This is a genomic window from Pseudomonas sp. FSL R10-0056, from assembly GCF_009600105.1.
Classification (GTDB): Bacteria; Pseudomonadota; Gammaproteobacteria; order Pseudomonadales; family Pseudomonadaceae; genus Aquipseudomonas; species Aquipseudomonas bubulae.
Window position 1 is genome coordinate 23,950 of sequence record NZ_WIWL01000215.1, and the last position, 24,770, is coordinate 48,719.

General features: G+C 56.8%; 28 protein-coding genes. 5 read left to right on the forward strand and 23 right to left on the reverse strand.

The features are described from left to right. Window position 1 precedes the first annotated feature (1 nt). The 15 genes from queE to GHO42_RS20915 form a co-directional block, all read right to left on the reverse strand. A complete protein-coding gene (gene queE / locus GHO42_RS20845; protein WP_095001773.1) occupies window positions 2-649 on the reverse strand; it encodes a 7-carboxy-7-deazaguanine synthase QueE in 648 nt (215 codons plus the stop codon). A gap of 163 nt (window positions 650-812) precedes the next feature. Further along, window positions 813-1,631, reverse strand: coding sequence for a tol-pal system protein YbgF (ybgF, locus tag GHO42_RS20850; RefSeq protein WP_153326789.1), 819 nt, complete (start codon window positions 1,629-1,631; stop codon window positions 813-815). A 6-nt stretch (window positions 1,632-1,637) separates the two neighbouring features. Then, window positions 1,638-2,138 carry a peptidoglycan-associated lipoprotein Pal gene (pal, locus tag GHO42_RS20855; protein WP_003441254.1) on the reverse strand — a complete coding sequence of 167 codons (501 nt, stop codon included), beginning with the start codon at window positions 2,136-2,138 and terminating at the stop codon, window positions 1,638-1,640. A gap of 55 nt (window positions 2,139-2,193) precedes the next feature. After that, on the reverse strand, window positions 2,194-3,444 hold the full coding sequence (gene tolB / locus GHO42_RS20860) for a Tol-Pal system beta propeller repeat protein TolB (RefSeq protein ID WP_016782234.1): 1,251 nt from the start codon (window positions 3,442-3,444) through the stop codon (window positions 2,194-2,196). A 47-nt stretch (window positions 3,445-3,491) separates the two neighbouring features. Then, window positions 3,492-4,586, reverse strand: coding sequence for a cell envelope integrity protein TolA (gene tolA, locus GHO42_RS20865; RefSeq protein ID WP_133144214.1), 1,095 nt, complete (start codon window positions 4,584-4,586; stop codon window positions 3,492-3,494). Further along, the gene (gene tolR / locus GHO42_RS20870) at window positions 4,586-5,038 is read right to left on the reverse strand and encodes a protein TolR (RefSeq protein WP_162200692.1); all 453 of its coding nucleotides are present in this window, start codon (window positions 5,036-5,038) and stop codon (window positions 4,586-4,588) included. Before tolR ends, tolA begins: the two co-directional genes overlap by 1 nt. A 23-nt stretch (window positions 5,039-5,061) precedes the next feature. Beyond that, a complete protein-coding gene (gene tolQ, locus GHO42_RS20875) occupies window positions 5,062-5,757 on the reverse strand; it encodes a protein TolQ (protein ID WP_048363571.1) in 696 nt (231 codons plus the stop codon). Then, complete coding sequence (ybgC, locus tag GHO42_RS20880; protein WP_016782230.1) at window positions 5,747-6,214, reverse strand: tol-pal system-associated acyl-CoA thioesterase; 468 nt, start codon at window positions 6,212-6,214, stop codon at window positions 5,747-5,749. The genes tolQ and ybgC overlap by 11 nt, the downstream gene beginning before the upstream one ends. A 137-nt stretch (window positions 6,215-6,351) precedes the next feature. Next, on the reverse strand, window positions 6,352-7,410 hold the full coding sequence (gene ruvB, locus GHO42_RS20885) for a Holliday junction branch migration DNA helicase RuvB (RefSeq protein WP_095001776.1): 1,059 nt from the start codon (window positions 7,408-7,410) through the stop codon (window positions 6,352-6,354). Further along, a complete protein-coding gene (ruvA, locus tag GHO42_RS20890; RefSeq protein ID WP_095001777.1) occupies window positions 7,411-8,019 on the reverse strand; it encodes a Holliday junction branch migration protein RuvA in 609 nt (202 codons plus the stop codon). Window positions 8,020-8,129: 110 nt separating this feature from the next. Beyond that, window positions 8,130-8,654, reverse strand: a complete 525-nt coding sequence (gene ruvC, locus GHO42_RS20895) for a crossover junction endodeoxyribonuclease RuvC (protein ID WP_029611572.1) — start codon at window positions 8,652-8,654, stop codon at window positions 8,130-8,132. A 128-nt stretch (window positions 8,655-8,782) separates the two neighbouring features. Beyond that, entirely contained in the window at window positions 8,783-9,529 is a 747-nt protein-coding gene (locus GHO42_RS20900; protein ID WP_016782226.1) for a YebC/PmpR family DNA-binding transcriptional regulator, read from the reverse strand. A 109-nt stretch (window positions 9,530-9,638) separates the two neighbouring features. Then, complete coding sequence (gene aspS, locus GHO42_RS20905) at window positions 9,639-11,414, reverse strand: aspartate--tRNA ligase (RefSeq protein WP_016782225.1); 1,776 nt, start codon at window positions 11,412-11,414, stop codon at window positions 9,639-9,641. A gap of 109 nt (window positions 11,415-11,523) precedes the next feature. Next, complete coding sequence (locus GHO42_RS20910; protein WP_029611571.1) at window positions 11,524-11,745, reverse strand: FmdB family zinc ribbon protein; 222 nt, start codon at window positions 11,743-11,745, stop codon at window positions 11,524-11,526. 180 nt (window positions 11,746-11,925) lie between these two features. After that, entirely contained in the window at window positions 11,926-12,246 is a 321-nt protein-coding gene (locus GHO42_RS20915) for a ribbon-helix-helix domain-containing protein (protein WP_371926142.1), read from the reverse strand. A gap of 515 nt (window positions 12,247-12,761) precedes the next feature. On the opposite strand from GHO42_RS20915, the gene GHO42_RS26325 reads away from it, so the two are divergent. After that, window positions 12,762-13,364, forward strand: a complete 603-nt coding sequence (locus tag GHO42_RS26325) for a cold-shock protein (RefSeq protein ID WP_095001779.1) — start codon at window positions 12,762-12,764, stop codon at window positions 13,362-13,364. Window positions 13,365-13,432: 68 nt separating this feature from the next. Here GHO42_RS26325 and GHO42_RS20925 read toward each other — a convergent pair whose 3' ends face one another. The 3 genes from GHO42_RS20925 to GHO42_RS20935 all read right to left on the reverse strand — a co-directional run bounded on the left by GHO42_RS20925 (window position 13,433) and on the right by GHO42_RS20935 (window position 14,771). After that, window positions 13,433-13,639, reverse strand: coding sequence for a SlyX family protein (locus tag GHO42_RS20925; protein ID WP_095019267.1), 207 nt, complete (start codon window positions 13,637-13,639; stop codon window positions 13,433-13,435). A 2-nt stretch (window positions 13,640-13,641) separates the two neighbouring features. Further along, window positions 13,642-14,067: an HIT domain-containing protein gene (locus GHO42_RS20930; protein ID WP_095001781.1), complete on the reverse strand. Its 426-nt coding sequence runs from the start codon at window positions 14,065-14,067 to the stop codon at window positions 13,642-13,644. A 377-nt stretch (window positions 14,068-14,444) separates the two neighbouring features. Then, window positions 14,445-14,771: a hypothetical protein gene (locus GHO42_RS20935; protein WP_153326791.1), complete on the reverse strand. Its 327-nt coding sequence runs from the start codon at window positions 14,769-14,771 to the stop codon at window positions 14,445-14,447. Window positions 14,772-14,848: 77 nt separating this feature from the next. Here GHO42_RS20935 and GHO42_RS20940 point away from each other — a divergent pair, with 77 nt between their 5' ends. Next, window positions 14,849-16,141: an OprD family porin gene (locus tag GHO42_RS20940; RefSeq protein ID WP_095019266.1), complete on the forward strand. Its 1,293-nt coding sequence runs from the start codon at window positions 14,849-14,851 to the stop codon at window positions 16,139-16,141. 268 nt (window positions 16,142-16,409) lie between these two features. Here the strand turns inward: GHO42_RS20940 and GHO42_RS20945 are convergent, their stop codons facing one another. Both GHO42_RS20945 and GHO42_RS20950 read right to left on the reverse strand, forming a co-directional pair. Then, window positions 16,410-17,252, reverse strand: a complete 843-nt coding sequence (locus tag GHO42_RS20945) for a mechanosensitive ion channel family protein (protein ID WP_130872086.1) — start codon at window positions 17,250-17,252, stop codon at window positions 16,410-16,412. A 136-nt stretch (window positions 17,253-17,388) separates the two neighbouring features. Further along, window positions 17,389-17,874: a YajQ family cyclic di-GMP-binding protein gene (locus tag GHO42_RS20950; RefSeq protein ID WP_007906601.1), complete on the reverse strand. Its 486-nt coding sequence runs from the start codon at window positions 17,872-17,874 to the stop codon at window positions 17,389-17,391. Window positions 17,875-18,079: 205 nt separating this feature from the next. On the opposite strand from GHO42_RS20950, the gene GHO42_RS20955 reads away from it, so the two are divergent. From GHO42_RS20955 to GHO42_RS20965, 3 genes are read left to right on the forward strand one after another with little or no spacing between them, the layout of a single operon-like run. Beyond that, window positions 18,080-18,955 carry a putative 2-dehydropantoate 2-reductase gene (locus tag GHO42_RS20955; RefSeq protein ID WP_240881966.1) on the forward strand — a complete coding sequence of 292 codons (876 nt, stop codon included), beginning with the start codon at window positions 18,080-18,082 and terminating at the stop codon, window positions 18,953-18,955. 47 nt (window positions 18,956-19,002) lie between these two features. Further along, entirely contained in the window at window positions 19,003-21,039 is a 2,037-nt protein-coding gene (locus GHO42_RS20960; RefSeq protein WP_095022949.1) for an ATP-binding protein, read from the forward strand. A 2-nt stretch (window positions 21,040-21,041) separates the two neighbouring features. Next, window positions 21,042-21,623 carry a cob(I)yrinic acid a,c-diamide adenosyltransferase gene (locus tag GHO42_RS20965; RefSeq protein WP_095001786.1) on the forward strand — a complete coding sequence of 194 codons (582 nt, stop codon included), beginning with the start codon at window positions 21,042-21,044 and terminating at the stop codon, window positions 21,621-21,623. A gap of 159 nt (window positions 21,624-21,782) precedes the next feature. On the opposite strand, the gene GHO42_RS20970 is transcribed toward GHO42_RS20965, so the two are convergent. The 3 genes from GHO42_RS20970 to argJ all read right to left on the reverse strand — a co-directional run bounded on the left by GHO42_RS20970 (window position 21,783) and on the right by argJ (window position 24,675). Beyond that, the gene (locus GHO42_RS20970; RefSeq protein WP_178126945.1) at window positions 21,783-22,727 is read right to left on the reverse strand and encodes a Nudix family hydrolase; all 945 of its coding nucleotides are present in this window, start codon (window positions 22,725-22,727) and stop codon (window positions 21,783-21,785) included. After that, window positions 22,724-23,356 (reverse strand): glutathione S-transferase, encoded by a 633-nt coding sequence (locus GHO42_RS20975; RefSeq protein ID WP_095001788.1) that lies wholly within the window; start codon window positions 23,354-23,356, stop codon window positions 22,724-22,726. Before GHO42_RS20975 ends, GHO42_RS20970 begins: the two co-directional genes overlap by 4 nt. A gap of 101 nt (window positions 23,357-23,457) precedes the next feature. Then, window positions 23,458-24,675: a bifunctional glutamate N-acetyltransferase/amino-acid acetyltransferase ArgJ gene (argJ, locus tag GHO42_RS20980; protein WP_095026570.1), complete on the reverse strand. Its 1,218-nt coding sequence runs from the start codon at window positions 24,673-24,675 to the stop codon at window positions 23,458-23,460. Window positions 24,676-24,770: the final 95 nt, after the last annotated feature.

The following is a 24,770-nucleotide window of genomic DNA, read 5'->3' on the forward strand; positions in this document are numbered from 1 at the left end:
TTCAGCGCCCCGGCTCGTCATTCCACAGATATTTGTGCAGCTGCATTTGCAAACGTACTGGCAGGTTATCCGCCACGATCCAGTCGGCCAGGTCACGGGCTGACAGGTCATGGTGGCTCGGCGAAAACAGTACTTCGCCTGCACGTCGCTCCAGCCCGTATTCAATCAACTTGGACACTGCCCAGTCATAGTCTTCCCGCGAGCAGATCACAAACTTGACCTGGTCGTTGGGCGTCAACAGGGCGATGTTTTCGTAGAGGTTGCGGTGGGACTCCTTGGAGCCCGGCGTTTTCAAATCCAGCACGCGACTAACGCGCGGATCTACCGCCGAGATATCCAGCGCACCACTGGTCTCGATCGAGACTTCATAGCCCGCATCGCAGAGCTGCTTAAGTAGAGGAATGGCATTGGGCTGGGCCAGCGGCTCGCCGCCTGTCACGCACACATAACGCGGGCGAAAGCCGGCAACCTGCTCAAGGATGTCGTCCAGAGGGCGCACAGTCCCGCCACTGAAGGCATAAGCGCTGTCACAGTAACCGCAGCGCAAAGGGCAGCCAGTCAGGCGCACAAAAACGGTGGGCAGGCCAGCCGTCCGCGTTTCACCCTGCAACGAGTAAAAAACTTCGGTAATTCTCAATGTGTCTTGCATATTCGCCACGGGCGTAACAGCTAAACAGGCTGTCCGCCTCCGTCAGGCACTCCAAAAAATCTGCTCGCGCAGGATCCAGAAGAGCGTATTTCATAAAAGGGCGTGGATTCTAACGAAAAAACCCGCGACAGGCGCGGGTTTCTCGATTAAAGCCGGTTATTGCTTACATACGCTGCAAGTCGCGTTGCGCCAACTGTGCAGCGGAAGTGCCTGGATACTGGGCCACAACCTGCTGCAGAATGCCTTTTACCTTGTCGGTATGGCCCAGGCGGCGCTCTACGTCAGCAAGCTTGTAGAGCGAGTCCGGCACTTTGGCATGCTTGGGGTACAACTGGCTGACCTTGGCAAAGGCCTGGCCTGCCGCTTGCAAATCACCTTTGGCCAGGTTCACTTCTCCCAACCAGTACTGGGCGTTACCCGCGTACTGACTGTTGGGGTATTTGCGCAGAAAGGCAGTAAATGCCTGGCTGGCCTTGTCGAAATCCTTGGCTTTGATCAGGTCGAAAGCAGCATCGTAATAGAGCTTCTCTTTCGCCGGATCGCCAGGCTCGGCACTGGCAGCGGCCTGGGAAGCAGGCGCTGCTGTATTACCGGCGGCATTAGCGCCACCAGCAGAAGAATTATCAGGGGCGGCAGCAGGAGCAATGCCAGCACCAATACGCCGATCAAGTTCCTGGTATCGCTCCAGGCTTTCTTGTTTCATGCGCGAAATGTCGTTCTGCAGAACTTCAATCACACCCTGTTGGCGTGCAATCTGTTCCTGCATTTGTTGCAGCTGGTTGAACAGCTCGCCCTGTGCCGAGACAGGGGTCGAAACCCCTCCCCCGGCATAGGCGCCGCTCGCACCATAACCCGGTGACGGATAACTCCCCCCGCTATTGCTATAGCCAGAGTTGTCATCGACCACAGGAACCGCAGCCCATGCCGATAGCGGCAGGAGGCTGAGAGTCAGAATAGTTACAGCACGGCGGCACGTTCGCATGACGAATTACTTACGCAGTTCGACGCGACGGTTTTGAGCCCACGACTGTTCGTCGTTGCCAGTAGCGATTGGACGCTCTTTACCGTAGGACACCAGCTCCAGCTGTGCTGGAGAAACGCCTTGCAGTACCAGGTAGCGTTGAACGGCTTTCGCACGACGCTCGCCCAGTGCCATGTTGTACTCACGAGTACCACGGGCGTCAGTGTTACCTTCCAGAACAACGCGAGCGCCGTTAGCTTTCAGGTCTTTGGCGTGAACGTCCAGAGCGCGCATTGCTTCTGGTTTCAGGTCCGAAGAATCGTATTCGAAGTAGAAAACAGTGATAGCGCGCAGAGCAGCTTCTTCGCTCAGGGAACCATCAACAGCGCCAGTGTTTGCGCCGTAACCAGCGTTTGGATCAACAGCAGCGCCTTCACCGGCATTGTCGCCGCCTTTGGACGAGCAACCTACAGCTACAGCCATGGCCAGTGCCAGCGCAGCAAATTTACCAAACTTCAGCATTTCCATCGTAAAACTCCTAATGAACCCCAAGTGTTATGTGCAACGTAAAGCTATCACCACGTCAGTTCAGGTAAGGGGACCAGGAAGGTTCTCTGACTTCGCCTTGAGCGGTAGGAAGAGGGAGCCTTACGCGTCCATTAATGGACACGAGCATCAAGACTCCCCGGCCCTGCTGGCGGGTGGCGTAGATTACCATGGTGCCGTTGGGCGCAACAGTAGCAGACTCATCAAGGTTGGTATCTGTGAGGATTTTCACGCTTCCACGCTGCAAATCTTGCGCCGCAACACGGAAATTGGTGAAGCCGTCCTGACGATGGATCATTACCAGGGTCTTTTCGTCAGCCGAAAGCTTAGGACTGGCGTTGTAGTTGCCGATAAAGGTCACGCGCTCTGCGTTACCGCTGCCAACGTTGGTCTTGTAGATCTGTGGTTTGCCGCCACGGTCGGAGGTGAAATAGATGGTAGAACCATCTTTACCCCAGAAAGGTTCTGTATCAATTGCAGGGTTGTTGGTAACACGAGTCAACCCTCGGGAAGCCAGATCCATCACATAGATCTCGGCATTACCGTCCTTGGACAATACGAACGCCAGTTTCGAGCCGTCCGGCGACCATGCTGGCGCACCGTTCAGACCTTCGAAATTGGTGATTTGCTCACGGCGGCCGGTATCAATGTTCTGCACGAAGATGCGAGGACGTTTCTGCTCGAACGACACATAAGCGATGCGTTTGCCATCGGGCGCAAAACGCGGCGACAGGATCGGCTCACGGGATTGCAGCAGGGTCACGGCACGGGCACCGTCGTAGTCCGAACGTTGCAGGGTGTAACGGGTGTTGGTGGCACTGGCACGCTCGGCCGTCACGTAAAGAAGACGGGTGGAGAATGCACCTTTGATACCGGTCAGTTTTTCAAACGACTGATCGGAGATGTAATGCGCCATGTCCCGCAGCTGTTCAGCCGTGCCCGACACACTGCCAGTCAGTACTGGCTGCTCGGTTGCAACGTTGAACAAGGCGTATTGCACCTGCAGGCGACCGCCTGCCGGCACGATATTGCCTACCATTACGTACTGGGCACCCAGGGCTTTCCAGTCGCGGAAAATGACTTCGCTGGCCTGGGTAGGCAAGCCGATCATGTTCTGCTTTGGAATCGGCGCGTAGTAACCCGAGTTGCGCAGGTCATTGCCGATAATTTCAGCCATGTCGTCCGGCAGCACTGTACCGCCCTGCCAACCAAAAGGGACTACGGCAATTGGCGTTGCCCGATCGCTGCCACTGGTGACCAGGATGTTCTTTTCATCTGCTACAGCCATCCCTGCCAGGCAGCAGACGACGACCAGCAGTCCTCGAAAAAGTTTAATCACAAGGCTAGATCCTCAGGTGTGAATGTCATCTTGAACGATCGATAAGGATTAAAATCGCTGGGTTTCATACCCTGCATTTCCGTTAAACGGCCAATATTCTTGACCGCTGCCACTGCGGAGCTGTCGAACGGTCCGTCACCGCTGGATTTGGCAACCGTCACAGAGGTTACCGTACCATCTGGCAACATGCCGATCTGCAGCACCACTGTCATGTTTTTGCGCGCCGATGGCGGACGGGCCCACCCTTCTGCTGCACGAGCACGAATCAAGTCATCGAAACTGCCGGCGACCTCATCACCTTGCTCATCTGCCAGCGCCTGCTGGCGTTGCGGCGTATCGGAAAGCAAATCAGCCAAGGCTTGCGCCTTTTTCTCTTCGGTCGATTTACGAGCTGCTTCCACGGCCTTTTTCTTGGCGGCATCGGCAGCGGCCTTTTTCTTCGCATCTTCGGCGGATTTCTTTTTCGCCTCGTCTGCTACGGCCTTTTTCTTGGCGTCTTCAGCTGCTTTTTTCTTCGCATCTTCAGCCGCTTTTTTCTTGGCGTCTTCCGCGGCCTTTTTCTTGGCCTCTTCTTCCGCAGCCTTCTTGGCCTCTTCCTCGGATTTTTTCTTGGCTATGTCAGCCAGTTTTTTCTCTTCGGCTTTTTTGGCTTCAGTGGCCTTTTTGGCATCATCGGCTTTCTTGGCTTCATCAGCCTTCTTCGCCTCGTCTGCCTTTTTGGCCTCGCTCGCTTTGGCTTCGTCAGCCTTCTTGGCTTCTGCAGCTTTTTCGGCAGCCTCTTCTTTCTTTTGTTCCGCAGCTTTTACAGCTTCCTGCTCAACCTTCTTTTGTTCCATCTGCTCGACTTCGGTCTGGCGCGCGGCGGATTTCTTCGCCTCACCCGCAATCTTTTGATTGGTCTGGGTGGTCGCCTGACTTTTGGACTTGAGCTGGTACAAGGTCGCCTGAACAATCGGTTTGGAAGGCGGCAGTTCCGGAGTCATGGCAAAGCTGACAAACAGCATGCCAAAAATCAGGACGTGCAACCCTACCGCCCAGACTGCAGGCCAAAAATAGTTTTCAGAGGCGGACGGCTCCCGCTGTTCGCGCATCAGGGAGCCTCGGTTATCAAGCCAACGTTACCGACCCCGGCCTTCTGCAGACCACCCATAGCCCCCATTACCGCCCCGTAATCCACGGTCTTGTCACCGCGAATAAACACCTGGGTGTGCTTGCCGCCTTCATTGCCTGCGCGGATGATCTTGGTCACGGCGTCAGTCATCTGGGGCAAGGTCATTGCCTTGTCCATCTGCTTGTCGGTGTCGACTTCGCTGCCAAGGTTCCAGAAGTAGGTCTTGTCAGCCTTGATCGAAATGGTCAGAACCTGGGTATTGTTGTCTTGCGGCAAAGCCTCGCTGGAGACCTTGGGCAAATCAACCTTCACACCCTGGTTGAGCATCGGTGCGGTCACCATGAAAATGACCAGCAGCACCAGCATCACGTCGATGTAAGGCACTACGTTCATCTCGGCGACCGGCTTGCGCTTTTTACGCGCTCGAGCGATTAAAGCCATTGGAAATTACCTGCTTATTCTTCGCTGGTGTGCACTTTGCGGTGCAGGATCGCCTGGAATTCATCGGCGAAGGTGTAGTAGCGGCCGATCAGCGTTTCGCTACGGGCAGCAAAACGGTTGTAAGCAATAACTGCCGGGATGGCCGCGAACAAGCCGATGGCCGTTGCGATCAGTGCTTCGGCAATGCCTGGCGCTACAGTCGCCAGTGTTGCCTGCTGGGCAGTGGCCAGGCCACGGAAGGAGTTCATGATGCCCCATACGGTACCGAACAGGCCGATATACGGGCTTACGGAACCAACGGTGGCCAGGAACGGCAAGCTTTGTTCAAGCTTTTCTTCTTCACGGGAGATGGCCACGCGCATGGCACGCGCCACACCTTCCATAACCGCTTCAGGATCAACGCCCGGCTGCTGACGCAGACGCGAGAACTCTTTGAAACCGGCACGAAAGATTTGTTCCACGCCCGAGTCCGGATCCGGATTGCTACCTGCCTGACGATACAGTTTCGACAGGTCGATACCCGACCAAAAACGCTCTTCAAAGCTTTCAAGGGCACGTCGACCGGCGCGCAACATGGTGCTGCGCTGAAAAATCATGACCCACGAGGTAACCGATGCGGCCAGCAGGGTCAACATTACCAACTGCACAACAATGCTGGCATTGCTGACCAAGCTCCACATGGAGGAATGGTCGACGACGTTAGCTTCCACGCTTTATCTCCTGCTCTAAATGTTTACCCGCGCCGCTCACGTCGGCAAAGGCCGTACGTAGAGCTTCGGGAATGGCTCGGGGTTTAAAACTATCGGCGCGCACACAGGCCACCAAAAACTGCCCTTCACAGAGCAGCGTTGCATCTGCAGCCCGCCAGACCTGCTGCTTGAAACGCAGGCTGGCACGGTTGAGTTCCATCACTTGCGCACTTACCAACAGTTCGTCGTCCAGTCGCGCCGGTGCGTGGTAGCGCGCCTCGCTGGAATGCACGACAAATAACAGGTTCTCGCCTGCCAGCGCGGACTGGGCAAACCCCAATTCCCGCAGCCTTTCGGTTCGAGCCCGCTCCATAAACTTTAGATAATTTACGTAATACACGACGCCACCCGCATCGGTGTCCTCGTAATAAACGCGACAGCGATGTGCGAACGGCTCAAGCCTGTTTTGCGCGCGCATACTCTAGTGCTTACTCCTCAGGTTGCCAATCCGCCAAACCACTGTTTTTTACGCTTCTTGGCCTTTATGACCGAAGATTTTCAGCGCCAGTCCTTGAGACAGCAAAAACCTTAAAAAAATCGACCGCTAACGGCTTATTAATCATCCAAAGCATTCAGAAATTCGTCTACCACAGGCATATCGCCTAATCGTGACGGAATGTTTAAACCAAAGTGCAAATACGCATGCCGGGTCACAACGCGACCACGCGGCGTACGCATGATGTACCCCTGCTGAATCAGATACGGCTCCAGCACGTCTTCAATCGTATGACGCTCTTCGCTGATTGCTGCGGCAAGGCTATCGACTCCCACAGGCCCGCCATCGAACTTCTCGATCATGGTCAGCAGCAATCGCCGGTCCTGATGATCAAAACCATGCTCATCTACGTCCAGCAGGTTCAACGCCAGGTCAGCGACCGGCTTGGTGATATGCCCCTTGGCACGCACCTCGGCAAAATCCCGCACACGACGCAGCAAACGGTTGGCGATACGCGGTGTCCCGCGAGCCCGCCGGGCAATTTCATACGCACCTTCAGGGTCGAGCGGCAAACCGAAGATACCCGCCGAGCGACTGACAATCGTCGCCAGGTCGTCAGTACTATAGAACTCCAGTCGCTGAACAATCCCGAAACGATCACGCAACGGATTGGTCAGCATCCCGGCGCGCGTGGTCGCCCCCACCAGGGTAAAAGGCGGCAGATCGAGTTTGATGGAACGCGCAGCCGGCCCTTCGCCAATCATGATATCGAGCTGGAAGTCCTCCATGGCCGGGTAAAGCACTTCCTCGACAATGGGTGAAAGGCGATGGATTTCATCGATAAAGAGCACATCATGGGGCTCAAGGTTGGTCAGCAGCGCAGCCAGATCACCCGGGCGCTCCAGAACAGGCCCGGAAGTGCTCTTGATCGATACGCCCATTTCCTGGGCGATGATGTTGGCCAGCGTCGTCTTGCCCAGCCCGGGCGGCCCAAAGATCAATGTGTGATCCAGCGATTCGGCACGCCCGCGCGCAGCCTGGATAAACAGCTCCATCTGCTCGCGAACGGTGGGCTGGCCAATATAGTCGGCCAGGCTCAGAGGCCGAATCGCCCGATCCTGAACTTCTTCCCGGTCCCGCCCGCTTGAGGCTGTAATCAGTCGATCAGCTTCAATCACTTAAATCATCCCCTTGAGGGCTCGGCGAATCATGTCTTCACTGCTCAACGTTTTATCCTTGATCGCAGAAACCGCCTTGCTCGCTTCCTGAGGCTTATAGCCCAGGGAGATCAAGGCACTCACCGCATCACTTTCAGCGCTGGCGACCGGCACCGGAGCATCCGGCTGATTAGGGACCAGGGCGAACATGCTGGGTACTTGCTCCCACGCCTTGAAACGATCCTTCAACTCTACCAGCAGTCGTTCCGCGGTCTTTTTGCCCACCCCCGGAACCTTGGTCAAGGCCGATGTGTCCTGAGCCTGCACACAGCGCACAAGCTCATCGACTTCCAGGCTGGACATCAACGCCAGCGCCAGCTTGGGGCCGACGCCGTTGAGCCGGATCAGCTCACGAAAAAAGTCACGCTCGCGCTTGCCTATGAAACCATAGAGCAACTGGGCGTCTTCGCGAACCACAAGATGGGTATGCAGGGTCAGTGGCTCGCCGACAGACGGTAATCGATAAAGCGTGGTCATCGGTACTTCCAGCTCATAACCCAAGCCGTTTACATCGAGAATCAGGTGCGGCGGCTGTTTTTCAGCCAGAGTGCCGCGCAAGCGTCCAATCACGTTTCAGATCCTTTCACTGGCCAGATCAATGGCTGACAAATACAAAGACAGAGCCGCATCATTACAGATGAAGCCCTGTCAGGAAGCCCAATTCAGTTAAAAATTGCGTTTCACAGCCGCAAACGCCCGCCACGGCTACGGGCCGCACCCAGCCCGTGGGGCAGCAAGCTGGAGCGAGTGTGGGCATGGCACAAGGCAATCGCAAGGGCATCCGACGCATCGATTTGCGGCTTGCTGGTCAGCTTGAGCAGGTGCATGACCATCATCATCACCTGTTCTTTATTGGCGCCACCTGTACCCGCCACCGCCTGCTTGACCTGGGTTGCCGAATACTCGGCGATCTCCAGGTTTTCTTCGGCTCCCGCAACAATGGCCGCGCCCCTGGCCTGCCCCAGCTTGAGAGCCGAATCGGCATTGCGGGCCATAAACACCTTTTCGATGCCCATGGTGACAGGACCGTACGTCTGAATAACCTCACGCACCCCACGATAGACGATCTGCAACCGCTCATGCAGTTCGCCGCTCCCCGTACGAATACATCCCGAAGCCACGTACACACAGCCACGCCCAGTGTCTCGCACGACGCCATAACCGGTGATTCGCGAACCCGGATCGATACCAAGAATAAGAGTCATAACGCCTACAGCTTATGAAGTGATGCCCACCGGCACATACCCGGACAGCTTAAAGGCAGAAGCCGGAGGTGCCCAGCGCCGCGATTGTCGCGACGGAGCACCTCCGGCCTCTTGATTGACGCAATCGCTCAGGCAAGCTGCTCCAGGACGGCGTCAGGGATTTCAGCATTGGAGTAGACGTTTTGGACGTCATCCAGGTCTTCAAGCATGTCGATCAACTTGAGAACCTTTTCTGCGCCCTCCAGATCAAGCTCGGCACTGGTGGTCGGCAACATGACGATTTCAGCATCCGTCGGCTTGAACCCTGCCGCTTCCAGGGCGTTACGCACGGCATAGAAGCTGGAGAACGACGTGAACACATCGATGGAGCCATCTTCGTTGGTCACCACGTCGTCGGCATCGGCCTCCATCGCGGCTTCCATCAAGGCATCCTCATCAACGCCGGCTGCATAGGAGATCTGGCCCTTGCGCTCGAACAGATAGGCAACAGAACCGTCAGTACCCAGGTTGCCGCCACACTTGCTGAACGCATGGCGTACAGCCGCAGCAGTACGGTTACGGTTGTCGGTCATGCACTCGACCATTACGGCTACGCCACCCGGGCCATAGCCTTCGTAGCTCAATTCGACCATGTCATCGGTATCAGCCGCACCGGCACCACGGGCCACGGCGCGATCAATGATATCGCGACTCATGTTCGCCCCAAGGGCCTTGTCCAGCGCCAGACGCAGGCGCGGATTGGAACTCGGATCGCCGCCACCTTGACGGGCAGCAACGGTCAGTTCACGGATCCACTTGGTGAAAATCTTGCCTTTTTTGGCATCCTGACGCTCTTTGCGGTGCTTGATGTTCGCCCACTTAGAATGACCTGCCATAACGCACTCCGAATCCCTTTAAAAACCTTGCCAGGCCAAGGCCTGTCAATAAAAATTCTCGACCCCAAATGCAAAGGCGCACCCGAAGATGCGCCTTTGAAGGTCAGACTTACTCTGCCTTGGCTTGTTCGCGCAAACGAATATGCAGCTCGCGCAACGCTTTGGCGTCAACCACGCCAGGTGCTTGTGTCATGACACAGGCAGCACTCTGGGTTTTCGGGAAGGCAATCACTTCACGAATCGATTGTGCACCGGTCATCAGCATGACCAGACGATCCAGACCGAAGGCCAGGCCACCATGGGGCGGCGCGCCGTACTTCAGGGCGTCCAGCAGGAAGCCGAATTTCTCTTCCTGCTCGGCTTCTTCGATACCCAGCAGGCGGAATACCGCTTGCTGCATTTCCTTGCGATGGATACGGATCGAACCGCCACCCAGCTCGGTACCGTTCAAGACCATATCGTAGGCACGGGAGATCGCGGTTGCCGGGTTGGCTTCCAGCTCTTCAGGCGAGCATTTCGGTGCAGTGAACGGGTGGTGCAAGGCGCTGAAGCTGCCGTCGTCGTTCTCTTCGAACATCGGGAAGTCGACTACCCACATAGGGGCCCACTCGCAGGTCAGCAGGTTCAGGTCGTTACCCACCTTGATACGCAGCGCGCCCAGGGCCTCGCTGACGATCTTGGCCTTGTCGGCACCGAAGAACACGATATCGCCATCGACGGCACCGACGCGATCCAGGATCACGTTCAGGTTGGCCTCAGGGATGTTTTTAACGATCGGCGACTGCAGACCTTCCACGCCTTTGGCGCGCTCGTTGACCTTGATGTACGCCAGGCCTTTGGCACCGTAGATGCCGACAAACTTGGTGTAGTCGTCGATCTGCTTGCGCGGCATGCTTGCAGCACCCGGAACCCGCAGGGCCGCAATACGGCATTTAGGGTCGTTGGCCGGGCCGCTGAACACCTTGAAATCCACGTCTTTGAGCTGATCGGCAACGTCAACCAGTTCCAGCGGGTTACGCAGATCGGGCTTGTCGGAGCCGTAGCGGCGCATGGCCTCTTCGAAGGTCATGTGCGGGAATTCGCCGAATTCCAGATCCAGCACTTCCTTGAACAGGTTGCGGATCATGCCTTCGGTAAGGCCCATGATGTCTTTTTCATCGAGGAAGCTGGTTTCGATGTCGATCTGAGTGAACTCAGGCTGACGGTCGGCACGCAGGTCTTCGTCGCGGAAGCACTTGGCGATCTGGTAGTAACGGTCAAAACCGGCCACCATCAGCAACTGCTTGAACAGTTGCGGCGATTGCGGCAAAGCAAAGAACGAACCGGCGTGAGTACGGCTAGGCACCAGATAGTCACGGGCGCCTTCCGGGGTGGCACGGGTCAGGATCGGTGTTTCAACGTCCAAGAAGCCGTTTTCGTCCAGGTAACGACGAATGCTGGTAGTCATGCGCGAACGCAGGCGCAGCTTCTCGAGCATTTCCGGGCGACGCAAGTCGATAAAGCGGTAGCGCAAACGGGTTTCTTCGCCGACATCCGAGAATTCGTTAAGCGGGAATGGCGGGGTTTCTGCTTCGTTCAGAACTTCCAGCTCATAGCCCAGCACTTCGATCATGCCCGACGCCATGTTGGTATTGCCTGCACCGGCAGGACGCAGACGTACCTTGCCGGTGATCTTGACAACATACTCGCTGCGCACACGGTCGGCAGCGGCGAAGGTCTCAGCGCGATCCGGGTCGAAAACCACCTGGGCCAGACCATCACGATCACGGATATCGAGGAAAATCACCCCACCGTGGTCACGGCGACGGTGAACCCATCCGCAAAGGGTAATTTCCTGGCCGTCCAGGCTTTCGTTCAGTTGGCCGCAATAATGGCTGCGCATCATGGTAGTGGTTTCACTTCTCGTAATTCGAAATTCGGTGGAGGTCTTGCGCACCGTCGGTGCTGGTAACCTTGCAAGAGCCCGCTTGTGTTCTGACTGCTTTCGCTAGACCTCAGTCGGATTTATCGCCGCCTGCCAGATTCTTTTTCGAGCCTGTCTTGAAGTCTGTTTCATACCAGCCTGTACCGCTAAGGCGGAAACCCGGCATGGACAGCATTTTCTTCAGCTCGGGGGCCTGACAGGCTGGACAATCAACCAGCGGTGCAGCGCTGATCTTTTGAATGGCTTCCAGCTGATGACCACAGGAAGCGCACTGGTAATCGTACATGGGCATTGGCGTGTCTCGACAATCCGTTAGCGGCAACCCTTAAGCAGGGCCGCACAGCAAAGAGCGAGATTATATCTGGTAAATCGAGCCATTGCAGCCGCATGAACAGCCAGAAGCACCTAAATGCATCATAAATAGTGGGCGATTACAAGCCGTCGAGCATGCACCTCCAGCCGGCTGCGGCCTTCAACCCGCAAACACCTGCTGCTGTTTTACCTCCTGAAGGCCGCGACCCATTTTCAACAAGTGCATGACGCAGACGACCCGAATGAACCCACTGAAGTTCTTCACCCCGCCATGGCGCAAGTGAACCTCCAGGTCGATATAGGACAGCAGCGTATTTATTGAACACTTGTTGATACGTGATATATCGGACAACACCTCCCAATACACTTCCTCAAGCCGCAAACAGGTGGCAAAGCCATTCAACCGTACCGAACGTGATAATGGCCGGGCCAGCGTGATGCCAAAGTCCAGAATGGCAGGGTCAATCCTGACCCTCTGCATTGATCTGCACCCGGCATTTTCTTGCCGCATCAATCGCCCCATCGCAAAAGCACTCCATTGCGCATCATTGGATTTGATTACTCTTTTTTCAAAGAACTTGCCTCATAAAACGACATGTAAAAATTCTTATCCAGCGGATCAAACCCGCAAATCTGTAGGAGCGCTCTCGCTACGTGCGGCGAATATGGTCATGGACGGAGCAGGCAGCACCCCCATCAGATCACACCACCCCCCAACCCCCAGACCAGAGGCCTACATGCGTCTAAGACAAGGCTTTCGTAATAAGCTGATTTTGCCTAGGCCTCATCGAACAGTCTCACTCACAGATAGACCCATACGCTTAATTTGAGTAGACCCAAGCTTTGCTGTTAAATAGGCAGCGTGTTGCCCAATTTTCGCCTCCGGCGAGGGCGCATAGGCTGATGAACTCACGTGTCCAGCGCCTCCATTTTTTCTGAAGCGAACCGTGCGCAATCAGCTCTTCCTTGCGATCTATCTTAATGTGAGTCATTGAAATGTTGAAAATCGTCCACCTGATAACGGGTGCAGCGGCTTTGCTGCTGTCCTTTATTCCCAGCCTGCAATCTGAAGCTTTACCTTACCTACAACATCCTGATGCCCTTTACCTGGCGTTTTTTGGCCTGCTGAACCTGACACTGGCCCCAGTCATTCCATTCTGGAATAAAGGCCCGCGCCATCAACTGCAGAATCTGGTCAGTGCGCTGCTGGTACTGTCCGTTGTCCTGCAGACCCTGACCCTGTTCGGCCTGCTGCTGCCGATTGGTGATCAGCCCGCTGTTCTCCTGGGCCTGACACCTGCTGTTATTGCCGTACTGCTTCATCTTGCTGTCAGCTTCTATAAATCGTCACCTTCGTCGTCCTCGCAAAGCTATGACATGACCAACCGCGATACAGGGACTGTCAAATGGTTCAACACCTCAAAGGGTTTCGGCTTTATCTCCCGAGATTCCGGTGATGATATTTTTGTACACTTCCGCGCCATTCGTGGCGAGGGCCACCGTGTTTTGGTGGAAGGGCAACGTGTCGAGTTCTCGGTCATGAACCGCGACAAGGGCCTGCAGGCCGAAGACGTGATCGCAGCATTGCCGCGCCGCTGATTCAAGCCTGAAAAAAAACCGCGATCAGCCAGGCTGAATCGCGGTTTTTTTATGCCTGCACAAAACAATCAATAGTGCGGTGGCGGAGCCTCTTCTTCAAACGACTCGAACTGCCCGCCCATTTCCTCCTGGCGCTTGAGCAAGGCGGCCATCTGCATCTGCAGACGATCCACGGTGTTCTGCTGGGCCACCAGTACATCATTCAATGCCTGAATGGTGTCATCCTGAAAAGCCACGCGGCTTTCAAGGTCCATCACTCGCGCTTCAAGCGTCACGATCAACCCTCCGAAATAGTAAAACTTGCATCAAGAGCCGATGCCAGCCTGTCCCGGACAGCACGCACCTCTGCCGGCGCATAGGGTTTTGCAGGATGCTTGCCCCAGACAGGCCCTGGCCATGCCACATCAGCCCGGTAACGAACAATCACATGCATGTGCAACTGACTGACGACATTACCCAGGGTGGCAACATTGATTTTATCCGCACCGTACGACTCTTTCAGCACCCGCGCCAAAGCCGTGGTCTCAGCCCACATCCGCTGTTGGTCGGCGTCATCCAATTGAAACAGTTCAGTTATACCCTCGCGTCGCGGCACCAGGATAAACCAGGGGTAATTCGAATCATTGGAAAGCAGCAAGCGGCACAAGGGGAAGTCCCCTATCAGCCAGGTATCCTCTTGAAGACGTGTATCCAAAGCGAACACTGGGAGCTCTCCTGTTTGACCGTTCATTTCAGCACAACCCGGCACCCGGTGACACTCACCGCAGGCCAGACGACAGGAATCAAGGATACCCTTGATTGCGACTGGCATCACGCCTCCAGCCCTGCACGCACCGCAAATGCGGCGCTGCACGCCCAAGCAACAGTGCTCGAACACTTATGCACCAAAACTGCACAAAGCGCATGTTTCAAGCGCGCCAAAACGTCACCTGCCACCCCAGCGGGTGTTAACCGGTAACGCTTAAGGCGTAAATCCGGGACAGGCACCACTCCTTGCAACAAAAAACAACACCCTGAAGGCAGCTTTATCGCCGTTTGACCCAAGCAAGATCAGGCCTCATAGCTCAAAAACGCAGAATATTATTTATTTTTCAGCCAGGCAGGAATTTGAGCACGCTTGTTGCATAGATCATTGACACAGTCGCCAAGCCTGAGCAGGAGCACAGCAACCTGACGATAAATAACAATAGCTAAACAGTAGGAATTTTGAGTTTTCATTGTAGGCAACATGAAATCAATCATATGCCCAACACTGGAAACAGTACTGAATAGATGCTCAAACAAGGCTCTAAGCGGCGCGCTTGCGACATGTGGGGTGCCATTTGCGACATGGCTGTAAAGAAGCTGAAAGGTTATGAGAGCAAGTATCGCCAATATTGCCGGCGTGATATAAGTTTGCGCCGACACAAAAAGAAAGAGCCGCCCAGATAATAATTCAGGTGGGACGGCAGTACTCTTCCTAAAAACCAAAGGAGCAAATCACGATGCGCGTGATGAAGTGGAGCATGATCGCCCTGGCTGTTTCAGCCGGCACTACTCAGTTCGCAATGGCTTCGTCCCAGGACGACGCAAAAGGTTTCGTTGAAGACAGCACGCTGACTTCCAAAACCCGCATGCTGTACATGAACCGCGACTTCCGTAATGGTGCTGGCAACAAGCAGCAGGCCGATGGTTCGTTCAAAAGCGGCTACCGTGAAGATTGGGGCCTGAGCGAGCTGCTTAACTACCAGTCCGGCTTCACCCAAGGCACCATTGGTGTCGGTGTTGATGCTTTCGCCATGGGTACTGCACGCCTGGATGGCGGTGCCGGTCGCCAGGGCAACGGCCTGTTCGCCAGCAAAAGCGATGGCTCCCCTGAAGATACCCAAGGGAAAATCGGCGGCGCGGTCAAATTCCGCCTGTCCGACACCGAGCTGAAATACGGCAACCAGTTCGTCGCCAGCCCGGTTTTCTCCACTGACGACAGCCGCCTGCTGCCTGAGGTTGCTACCGGCACCCTGATCACCAGCAAGGAAATCAAAGGCCTGGAGCTGACCGCAGGTCGCTTCACCGCACTGAGCTCCCAGACTGGCATGGCCCGTGACAGCATCAACGGCAAAGGTGAGCCAGGCCTGACCGCCGCCAATATTGCCGGCGCAACCTACCAGTTCACTGACAACTTCGTCGGCGGCATTGCCGCATCCGATGTTGATGACTACTTCAAGAAGCAGTACATCAACCTGAACTACACCCTGCCAATCGCAGAGTCTCAAGCCCTGAACTTCGACTTCAACGGCTACAGAACCTCGAGCCAGGGTCAGGAACGCGCCGGCGACGTTGACAACAAAATCTGGAGCCTGGCAGCCGCCTATAGCCTGGGCGCCCACAAGTTCACCATCGCTCACCAGCGCTCCACCGGTGACAGCGCTTACTACTACGGCGTAGACGGCGGCGGTACTATTTTCCTCGCCAACTCCGTGCAATATTCCGACTTCAACCAGCGTGACGAACGCTCCTGGCAGGGTCGCTACGACCTGAACATGGCCAGCTACGGCGTGCCAGGCCTGAGCTTCATGGCTCGCTACGTGAAAGGTGACAACATCTCCACCAGCACGGGCGAAGGCAAAGAGCACGAGTTCGACTTCGAGACCAAATACGTATTGCAGGAAGGCCCGGCCAAAGACCTGTCCTTGCGTCTGCGTAGCGCGGTTTACCGCACCAACGGCAACAACAGCGTGAACGGCACAGACAACAACGACGTACGTATCATTGCCGAGTACCCACTGAACATCTTGTAACCGAGGCCTAAGGGCTCTAGTTGCAAACACACTGTTTAGTGAAAGCCACGCACCTGTCTCAGGGCGTGGCTTTTTATTGGCCGACATAAAACCAAGTTATATAGCAAGCTAACTAACAGAGCCGAATGCAACTAATTATCAGTTATACATATATGTCCGATCATGCATTCGCAGCGGCGACCACAAGCGACAAAAACAATTAAAGGGGCCTTAGCCCCTTTAATTGTTTATCCAGACCTGACTCAATAATCAGGTGCAGTTCCCGGCCTTATTCCGCAGCCACTTCCTGAACCACACGTACTACACGCTGCGGAAAAGGAATATCAATACCTTCAGCCTTCAAGCGGTCACGCGAATGCTCGTTGAGCATAAAGAGTACATCCCAGTAATCCGGGGTGTTGACCCAAACCCGCAGCGACATGGTGATAGCACTGTCGCCCAAGGCAGTCACCACAACGACCGGAGCAGGCTGCTTCAGCACGCGCGGGTCATCGGCCAGCGCCAACAACACTTCACGCACCTTCTGCAGGTCCGCCTCGTAGTCCACACCCACATCAAACACCACCTTGCGCGTCGGCTGACGGTTGTAGTTGGTGATGATGCCGTTGGACAGGTTACCGTTTGGCACGATGACGGTTTTGTTGTCACCGGTACGCAGCACCGTGTGGAAAATCTGAATGCTGTCGACAGTCCCGCTTACACCTTGAGCTTCGATCCAGTCACCGATCTTGAACGGGCGGAACAACAGAATCAGTACCCCACCTGCAAAGTTGGCCAGGCTGCCCTGCAATGCCAGGCCAATGGCCAGACCTGCCGCACCGATGGCTGCCACAAACGAGGTGGTCTGAATACCGATCATCGATGCAACACTGACAATCAGCAATATCTTGAGAATGATATTGGCCAGGCTGCTGATAAAGCCCTGCAGCGCAAGATCCGCCTTTCTCAACGCCAGCAACTGACCGATCTTGGTCGTCAGGCGGTTAATCAGCCACCAGCCGACAGCCAGGGTAACCAGTGCCAGCAGCACGCGACTGCCGTACTCCATGATCATCGGAACCCAGGCCTGGGAGGCCTTGATCAATTGATCAACTTCAGTGTTCAAATCCATTTTTATCTCCTCACGCCATTACCAGCCAGCGTCATTTATTCAGCAAAACGATCGAGCCACCCTGGCAGCTCAATCGTTTCTGCAGCGCCCAGGAAAATCGGACGTCAATGATCGCCAGAGGTTCCCCGGGTGGTGATCAGTCGCGGAAGTTGTTGAACTGCAGCGGCATGTCGAACGTCTTGGCACGCAACGCAGCGATGGCTTCTTGCAGGTCATCACGTTTTTTACCCGTGATACGCACTTGCTCGCCCTGAATGGCGGCCTGAACCTTGAGCTTGGCGTCCTTGACGTGAGCGACGATCTTTTTCGCCAGCTCTTTATCAATGCCTTCCTTGAGCACCGCTTCCTGCTTCATCAACTTGCCCGAAGCGTAAGCGTCCTTGACCTCAAGGCACTGAACGTCGATCTTGCGCTTGACCAGTGCCAGCTTGAGGATCTCGATCATGGCTTCGAGCTGGAAGTCGGCTTCAGCGGTCAAGTTGACCGTCAAATCCTTTTCCTTGAACTCGAAAGTACCTTTACCCTTGAGGTCATAACGACGGTCCAGCTCCTTGACGGCGTTCTCGACGGCGTTGGTGACTTCGTGCTTGTCCAGTTCGGATACCACGTCGAACGACGGCATGTAATTTCTCCAATAATAAACGGCGCGCTCAACACAGATGGAGCACGCCTGACCTGACAGTTAAAATGCGCGGGCATTATAGCGGTTCTTCGACTTCATTCACTTGCGAGCTCACATGCCAGATTCGGCCATCCCACAAAATCCCCCAAACGCACCGGCACGGGCTAGCACCACCTGGCACATTCTCGGTGCAGGCAGCATGGGGATGCTGTGGGCAACACGACTGGCACGCGCCGGCCTGCCCGTCACCCTCATTCTGCGCAACGACGACCGCCTGCAAGCCTATAAAGCCGTGCAAAAGTTGACCCTGATTGAAGGCGAAGATTCACAACACTGGCCCATCAGCGCACAAACCCCTGAAACCGACGAGCCTATCCAGCGCTTGCTGGTCACCTGCAAGGCATACGACGCCGAGCAGGCGGTCAAGCAAATCGCCGGGCGCCTGAGCCCGGGTGCCGAACTGATCCTGTTGCAAAATGGCCTCGGCAGCCAGCAGGCCGTCGCTGCGCAGGTACCCCACGCGCGTTGCATCTTCGCCTCCAGCACTGAAGGCGCCTATCGCGATGGCGACTGGCGCGTAGTGTTTGCCGGGCGTGGCCATACCTGGCTGGGCGACCCACGTCATGGCCCTGCCCCTCAATGGCTGGAAGAGCTTCAACTCAGCGCCATTGCCAATGAATGGAGCCCGAATATTCTGAGCAGGTTGTGGCGCAAACTGGCACTAAACTGTGCGATTAACCCACTGACGGTGCTCCATGATTGCCGCAACGGCGGCTTGCAAGCCCATGATGCCGAAGTGAACACCCTGTGCGCCGAACTCAGCGCCTTGCTGGAACACTGCGGCCAGGCAGAAGCCGCCATCGACCTGGCCACCGAGGTGCACCGGGTCATCCAGGCGACAGCCAACAATTATTCATCGATGCACCAAGATGTCAGCCAGGGCCGGCGCACCGAAATCAGTTACTTGCTGGGCTACGCTTGCACTGCCGCCCGCAACCGATCGTTCGCCGCCCCCTGTCTGCAGGGTCTGCACCAACGCTTGAGCGAACACCTGCGCCAGCGCGGATTGCCCTGCAACTGAGGGCCGCGCTACCCTGCCCTTCTGTTCTTTTATCAAATGGCCATCTCATGCCCTTGCGCCAGCGCCTTGAAAACCTCCCGGTAGGCCAGAAGCTGCTGACCGCCCTGCTCGCCTTGCTGGCCACCGTATTGCTGGTGGCCAACTTGACGTTTATCAGCGTCGCGTACTGGATCTCCCACGAGAGCACGGCTCCGCAAGCCCTGCAAACCCTGGGCAAGCTGACCGCAAACCCCGACCTGATCACCCACGCACTGGACTCGCCGCAAAGCGCCAAAGCCCTGCTCAACGAGATCGGCAGCTACGCCCCCCTGCGTGCTGCCGCCATTTATGACAGCGCGGGCAACCTGCTGGGACAACTGCAACACGGCGAACACCTGCCACTTCCGGAGCACTATCGTCAACTTGAGGCCTGGAGCCTCACCGAACTGCGCAGCCATCAAATCACCCGCCTGCATAACGGCGACCAGCCCCCCGGGCATTTGTTGCTGATCGCCAGCAGCGAACTGCCAATGGCGTTCTATACCGGCACGCTAACGGCCAGCCTGGGCATTCTGATCATCAGCGCTTTGCTCTGGTTCGTGGTGGCGCGGCAGATCAAGCGCCTGATTACCCAGCCTATTCACCGCCTTGAAGTACTGTCCCGCCAGGTCACTCGCGAGGAGAACTACGCATTGCGCGCGGCGCCCGGCAACAACGACGAAATCGGTAGCCTGGCTGAGGCATTCAACACCATGCTGTCGCGCATTGAAGTACGCGATCAAGCGCTCAAACGCGCACGGGACGAGGCCCGCCAGGCGTACGATCAAGCGCAGTCGCTGGCCGAAGAAACCCGCAACACCAATCGCAAGCTGGAACTGGAAGTCCAGGTACGCAGCAAAATCGAGAAAAAACTTACCGGTTTTCAGAACTACCTCAACTGCATCATCGACTCCATGCCTTCGGCGCTGATTGCACTGGACGAACAGCTCTATGTCACCCAATGGAACCAGGAAGCCAGCGCCCTCTCCGGCACGCAGCTGGATGAAGCCCTGAACAAGCCCATCGAGCTGGCATTTGAACCTCTCAAGCCCTTCCTGCCGCAACTCAAAGACACCATTGAGCACCACCAGGTCGCAAAAATTGAACGCGTCACCTGGAATCAGGGCGAGGAAGCCCGCCACTATGCCCTGACCTTTTACCCCCTGATGGGCGGTGGTGGACGCGGCGTGGTGATCCGCATCGATGACATCACCCAGCGCCTGTCGCTGGAAGACATGATGGTGCAATCGGAAAAAATGCTTTCCGTAGGCGGGCTGGCTGCCGGCATGGCTCACGAAATCAACAATCCGCTGGGAGCGATCCTGCATAACGTACAGAACATTCGCAGGCGCCTGTCGAGCGAGTTGCCCAAGAACATCGAACAAGCCGAGCAGACCGGCATCGACCTGGAGGTGGTCAACCACTACCTGCAGGCCCGGGAAATCCCGCAACTACTGGATGGCATTCAACAGGCCGGTGCACGCGCGGCGAAAATTGTCACCCATATGCTCAGCTTCAGCCGCCGCAGCAACCGGCAGATGAGCCCCTGTGATCTGTCGGCCCTGATTGACCAGGCTCTGGACATCGCCAGCAATGATTTCGACCTGGCCATTGGTTTTGACTTTATGGGACAAGCCATCACTCGCCAGTTCGACCCGCAACTGGGACCGGTGCCCGGCATCCCCAACGAACTGGAGCAGGTGCTGCTCAATTTGCTGAAGAACGCCGCCCAGGCCATTCATCAACGTGCCGATCAGAGCGAGCCGGGACGCATAACCCTGCGCACCAGGCTCAACCCGCCCTGGGCGGAAATACAGGTCGAAGACAACGGTGCCGGTATGCCCGAGGCGGTGCGCAAACGAATTTTCGAGCCCTTCTTCACCACCAAGGAAGTTGGCCAGGGCACAGGGCTTGGCCTGTCCGTGTCGTACTTCATCATTACCAACAACCACAAGGGCCAAATGGAAGTGCACTCAACCCAGGGCCAAGGCACCTGTTTTACCCTGCGCCTGCCCTTGGCCGGCAACCAGCCGGCCTCCCCCGAACCAACCAACGTGGAAATGTAACCATGGGCTTTCGCTTATCGAAAATTTATACCCGCACCGGCGACAAGGGCGAAACAGGGCTTGGCGACGGTCGCCGTGTGCCCAAGGATCACCCGCGCATAGAAGCCATCGGCGAAGTCGATACGCTTAACAGCCAGGTCGGCCTGCTCCTGGCCGGGCTCATCGAGCACAGTGCCAGCCAGCCGGGGCTCAACGAGCTGATCGAGGTGCTTGAGCCGTGTCAGCACCGTTTGTTTGACCTGGGGGGTGAGTTGGCGATGCCGGAATATCAGGCACTTAACGCTGCCGAGATCGAACGGCTTGAAACTGCGATCGATCGCTGGAATGAGGAGCTGGGGCCACTGGAGAACTTCATTCTGCCCGGCGGCTCGAGCCTGATAGCCCAGGCCCATGTTTGCCGCAGCCTGGCACGTAGTGCCGAACGCCGCTGCCAGCAGCTCAATGCATTGGAGCCACTGGCAGGTGTGGGGCTGGCGTATATCAATCGCTTGTCTGACTTGCTGTTTGTCGCCGCGCGCCTGATTGCCAAGCGCCAGGGGGTTGCAGAGATCCTGTGGCAGGCGGCAGCCAAACCAAAGGCTTGATGTCGTTCATTTGTAGTCGCTCTACTCGTCAGCGACTACAGGAAAAACTGAATCTGTGGGAGCGAGCCTGCTCGCGAAGGTCGTTCGCGAGCAGGCTCGCTCCCACAACCAACAGAACGTGCATGCCGTCGCGGGACCCGCAACAGCCTCCGAATCACATCAAACCTGCGGCCAGAACGCCCGAATACCCGCCACGCCCTGGGCACCGATCTGCCACGCCTGCTGGCGATCATCCGGGCCGAGCCCACCCAGCAAAAATACCGGCCTGCTGAAATTGGCGATCAATTGCTGCGCCTGCTCCCAGCCCAGTGGCTGTGCATCAGGGTGGGTCTGCGTCGCCAGCACCGGCGACAGGGTCACGAAGTCCACATCCATCTGTTCAGCCAGCGCCAGCTCCTCGGAGTTATGGCATGAAGCAGCCAGCCAGCGGTCTTTTGGCAATGGCCGACCCTTGGCGGCGTACTTGCGCAATTGCGCGGCCGTCAGATGCCAGCCGGCCGAAGGAAAATCCCCCAACCACTCCAACGGCCCCTTGAGCATCAACTGCGCCTTGCCGGCACACAAGCCGGTCGCGTCCACCGCCAGGTCGCGGTACTTGGGGTCGTACCCATTGGGGGCACGCAACGAAATCAGCCTGATCCCGCCTGCAATCGCCTTCTGGATACCGCGCAACAGCTCAGGGGTCTCCAGTTCATCCGGCGTAATCAGGTACTGATCGGGCAAGCGGGCAGCGCCCACAATGGGCTGATTGGCGTCAGGGAACCTGTAGTCCACCAACTCGCGCTGACTGACCCAAGCCAGTGGCTGACCTTCTACGCCATGAGGTTCGCCGGAAAACGCCGAAACTTCCCATACATCCAGCAGAACCTGCTTATCCGGATAGTCATGCTGAACCTTGATCAGAGGCCGGGCCACCTCGACCGTAATGCCCAACTCTTCTTTCAGCTCGCGCGCCAGTGCAGCTTCGACCGATTCCCCGGCCTCGACCTTGCCGCCGGGAAATTCCCACAGACCGCCCTGATGCTGAGTGTCAGCGCGACGAGCGATCAGAATGCTGCCGTCTGTGCCTCGGATAACGGCCGCAGCCACATGAACTCGTTTCACCCTTGTACTTCCTCTAATCCGGCCTGTTGCCAGGCTTTGAACGCAGGCCATTGATAAATGGCGTCGATATACGCTTGATCTTCTGCTGACAGCTCCACGCGATAAGTGCGAAGGCGCACAGCCACCGGCGCGAAAAACGCATCAGCCACACTCAACCGCCCGAACAGGTACGGCCCGCGTTCGCTGGCCACAGCACGGCACTCTGCCCACAAGGCAATGATGCGCTCGATGTCGGCCTGAGCCTCGGCCGGCATGGGTACCAGCGCCTGATCATGGCTCAAATCAAATGGCAGATTGCCCCGCAACGCAAAAAAGCCGCTGTGCATTTGCGCGCAAGCCGATCGGGCCTGGGCCCGTGCCTTGATATCTGCAGGCCATAACTGGGCCGCAGGGAAACGCTCATTCAGATATTCGGCAATCGCCAGCGAGTCAGCGATGGTGCCATGTTCGGTCTTGAGCAACGGTACTTTACCCGTTGCCGAGTGTTGCAGAATCAGTGCCCGGGTATCCGGCTGACCCAGTTTTATCAGTGTCTCGGTGTAGGCAGCACCCGCCAGATCCAGCGCCAGCGCGCCACGCAGGGACCACGAAGAGTGCAACTTGTCGCCAATGATCAGGTGGAAGCTCATACACAGACACCTTGAGAATTAGGGGGTAAATCTGATGCCCTCAAGGCATCACGGTGCTGCCCGCGCAGGATCGGCTGACAACCCCGTGATGTCGAGACGACTTAGGTACGGTACTCGGCGTTGATTTTCACGTATTCGTGGGACAGGTCAGTGGTCCAGATAGTCTCGCTGCAGGTACCACGACCCAATTCGATGCGGATGGTGATTTCTTCGCGAGCCATCACTGCCGAGCCCTGCTCTTCGGTGTAAGTGGCCGAACGGGCGCCGCCGCTGGCAATGCACACTTCACCCAGGAATACGTCAATCTTGCTGACGTCCAGATCCGGCACGCCTGCGCGGCCCACTGCAGCCAGAATGCGGCCCCAGTTCGGGTCCGAGGCAAACAGCGCGGTCTTGATCAGCGGCGAGTGTGCAACGGTGTACCCCACGTCCAGGCACTCCTGGTGATTGGCGCCGCCATTTACTTCAACGGTGACAAACTTGGTCGCACCCTCACCGTCACGCACGATGGCCTGCGCCACCTCCATGCAGACTTCCAGCACCGCCCGTTTCAACGCGGCAAACAGCGGGCCGCTGGCTTCTGTAATTTCAGGCAGGGCAGCCTTGCCGGTGGCAATCAGCATGCAGCAGTCGTTGGTCGAAGTATCGCCATCGATAGTGATGCGGTTGAACGACTTGTTCGCACCGTCGAGCAGCAGGTTTTGCAACACGTCGCGGGCAACTTTGGCGTCGGTGGCGATGTAGCCCAGCATGGTGGCCATATTTGGACGAATCATGCCCGCACCCTTGCTGATACCGGTCACGGTGATGGTTACGCCTTCATGCTCGAACTGACGGCTGGCACCCTTTGGCAGGGTGTCGGTGGTCATGATGCCGGTTGCAGCCTCGGCCCAGTTGTTCTCGGACAAATCGTCCAGCGCGGCTTGCAATGCGCCTTCGATCTTCTCGACAGGCAGCGGCTCGCCGATCACCCCGGTGGAATACGGCAGCACTGCACTGGCATCAACGCCGGTCAGTTCAGCCAGCCTGGCGCAGGTCCGGGTTGCAGCGATCAGCCCTGGCTCACCGGTACCGGCGTTGGCATTGCCCGTGTTGGTCAGCAAATAGCGAACCGGGCCTTGCACACGTTGTTTGGCCAGAATCACAGGGGCCGCGCAAAACGCATTCAGGGTGAAAACACCCGCCACGCTGGAGCCTTCGGCGCAGCGCATAATCACCACGTCCTTGCGCCCTGCGCGCTTGATACCGGCAGAAGCGATACCCAGTTCAAAACCGGCCACCGGGTGCAAAACAGGCAAAGGACCAAGACCAACAGCCATGACGCGCTCCTAAAAAGTTCTGTGCGCCGCCGCAAAAGGACGGGAATTCAATGGTAAAACGCCGCGACGGCTAATGCCGGTCGCGGCGCAGGTGT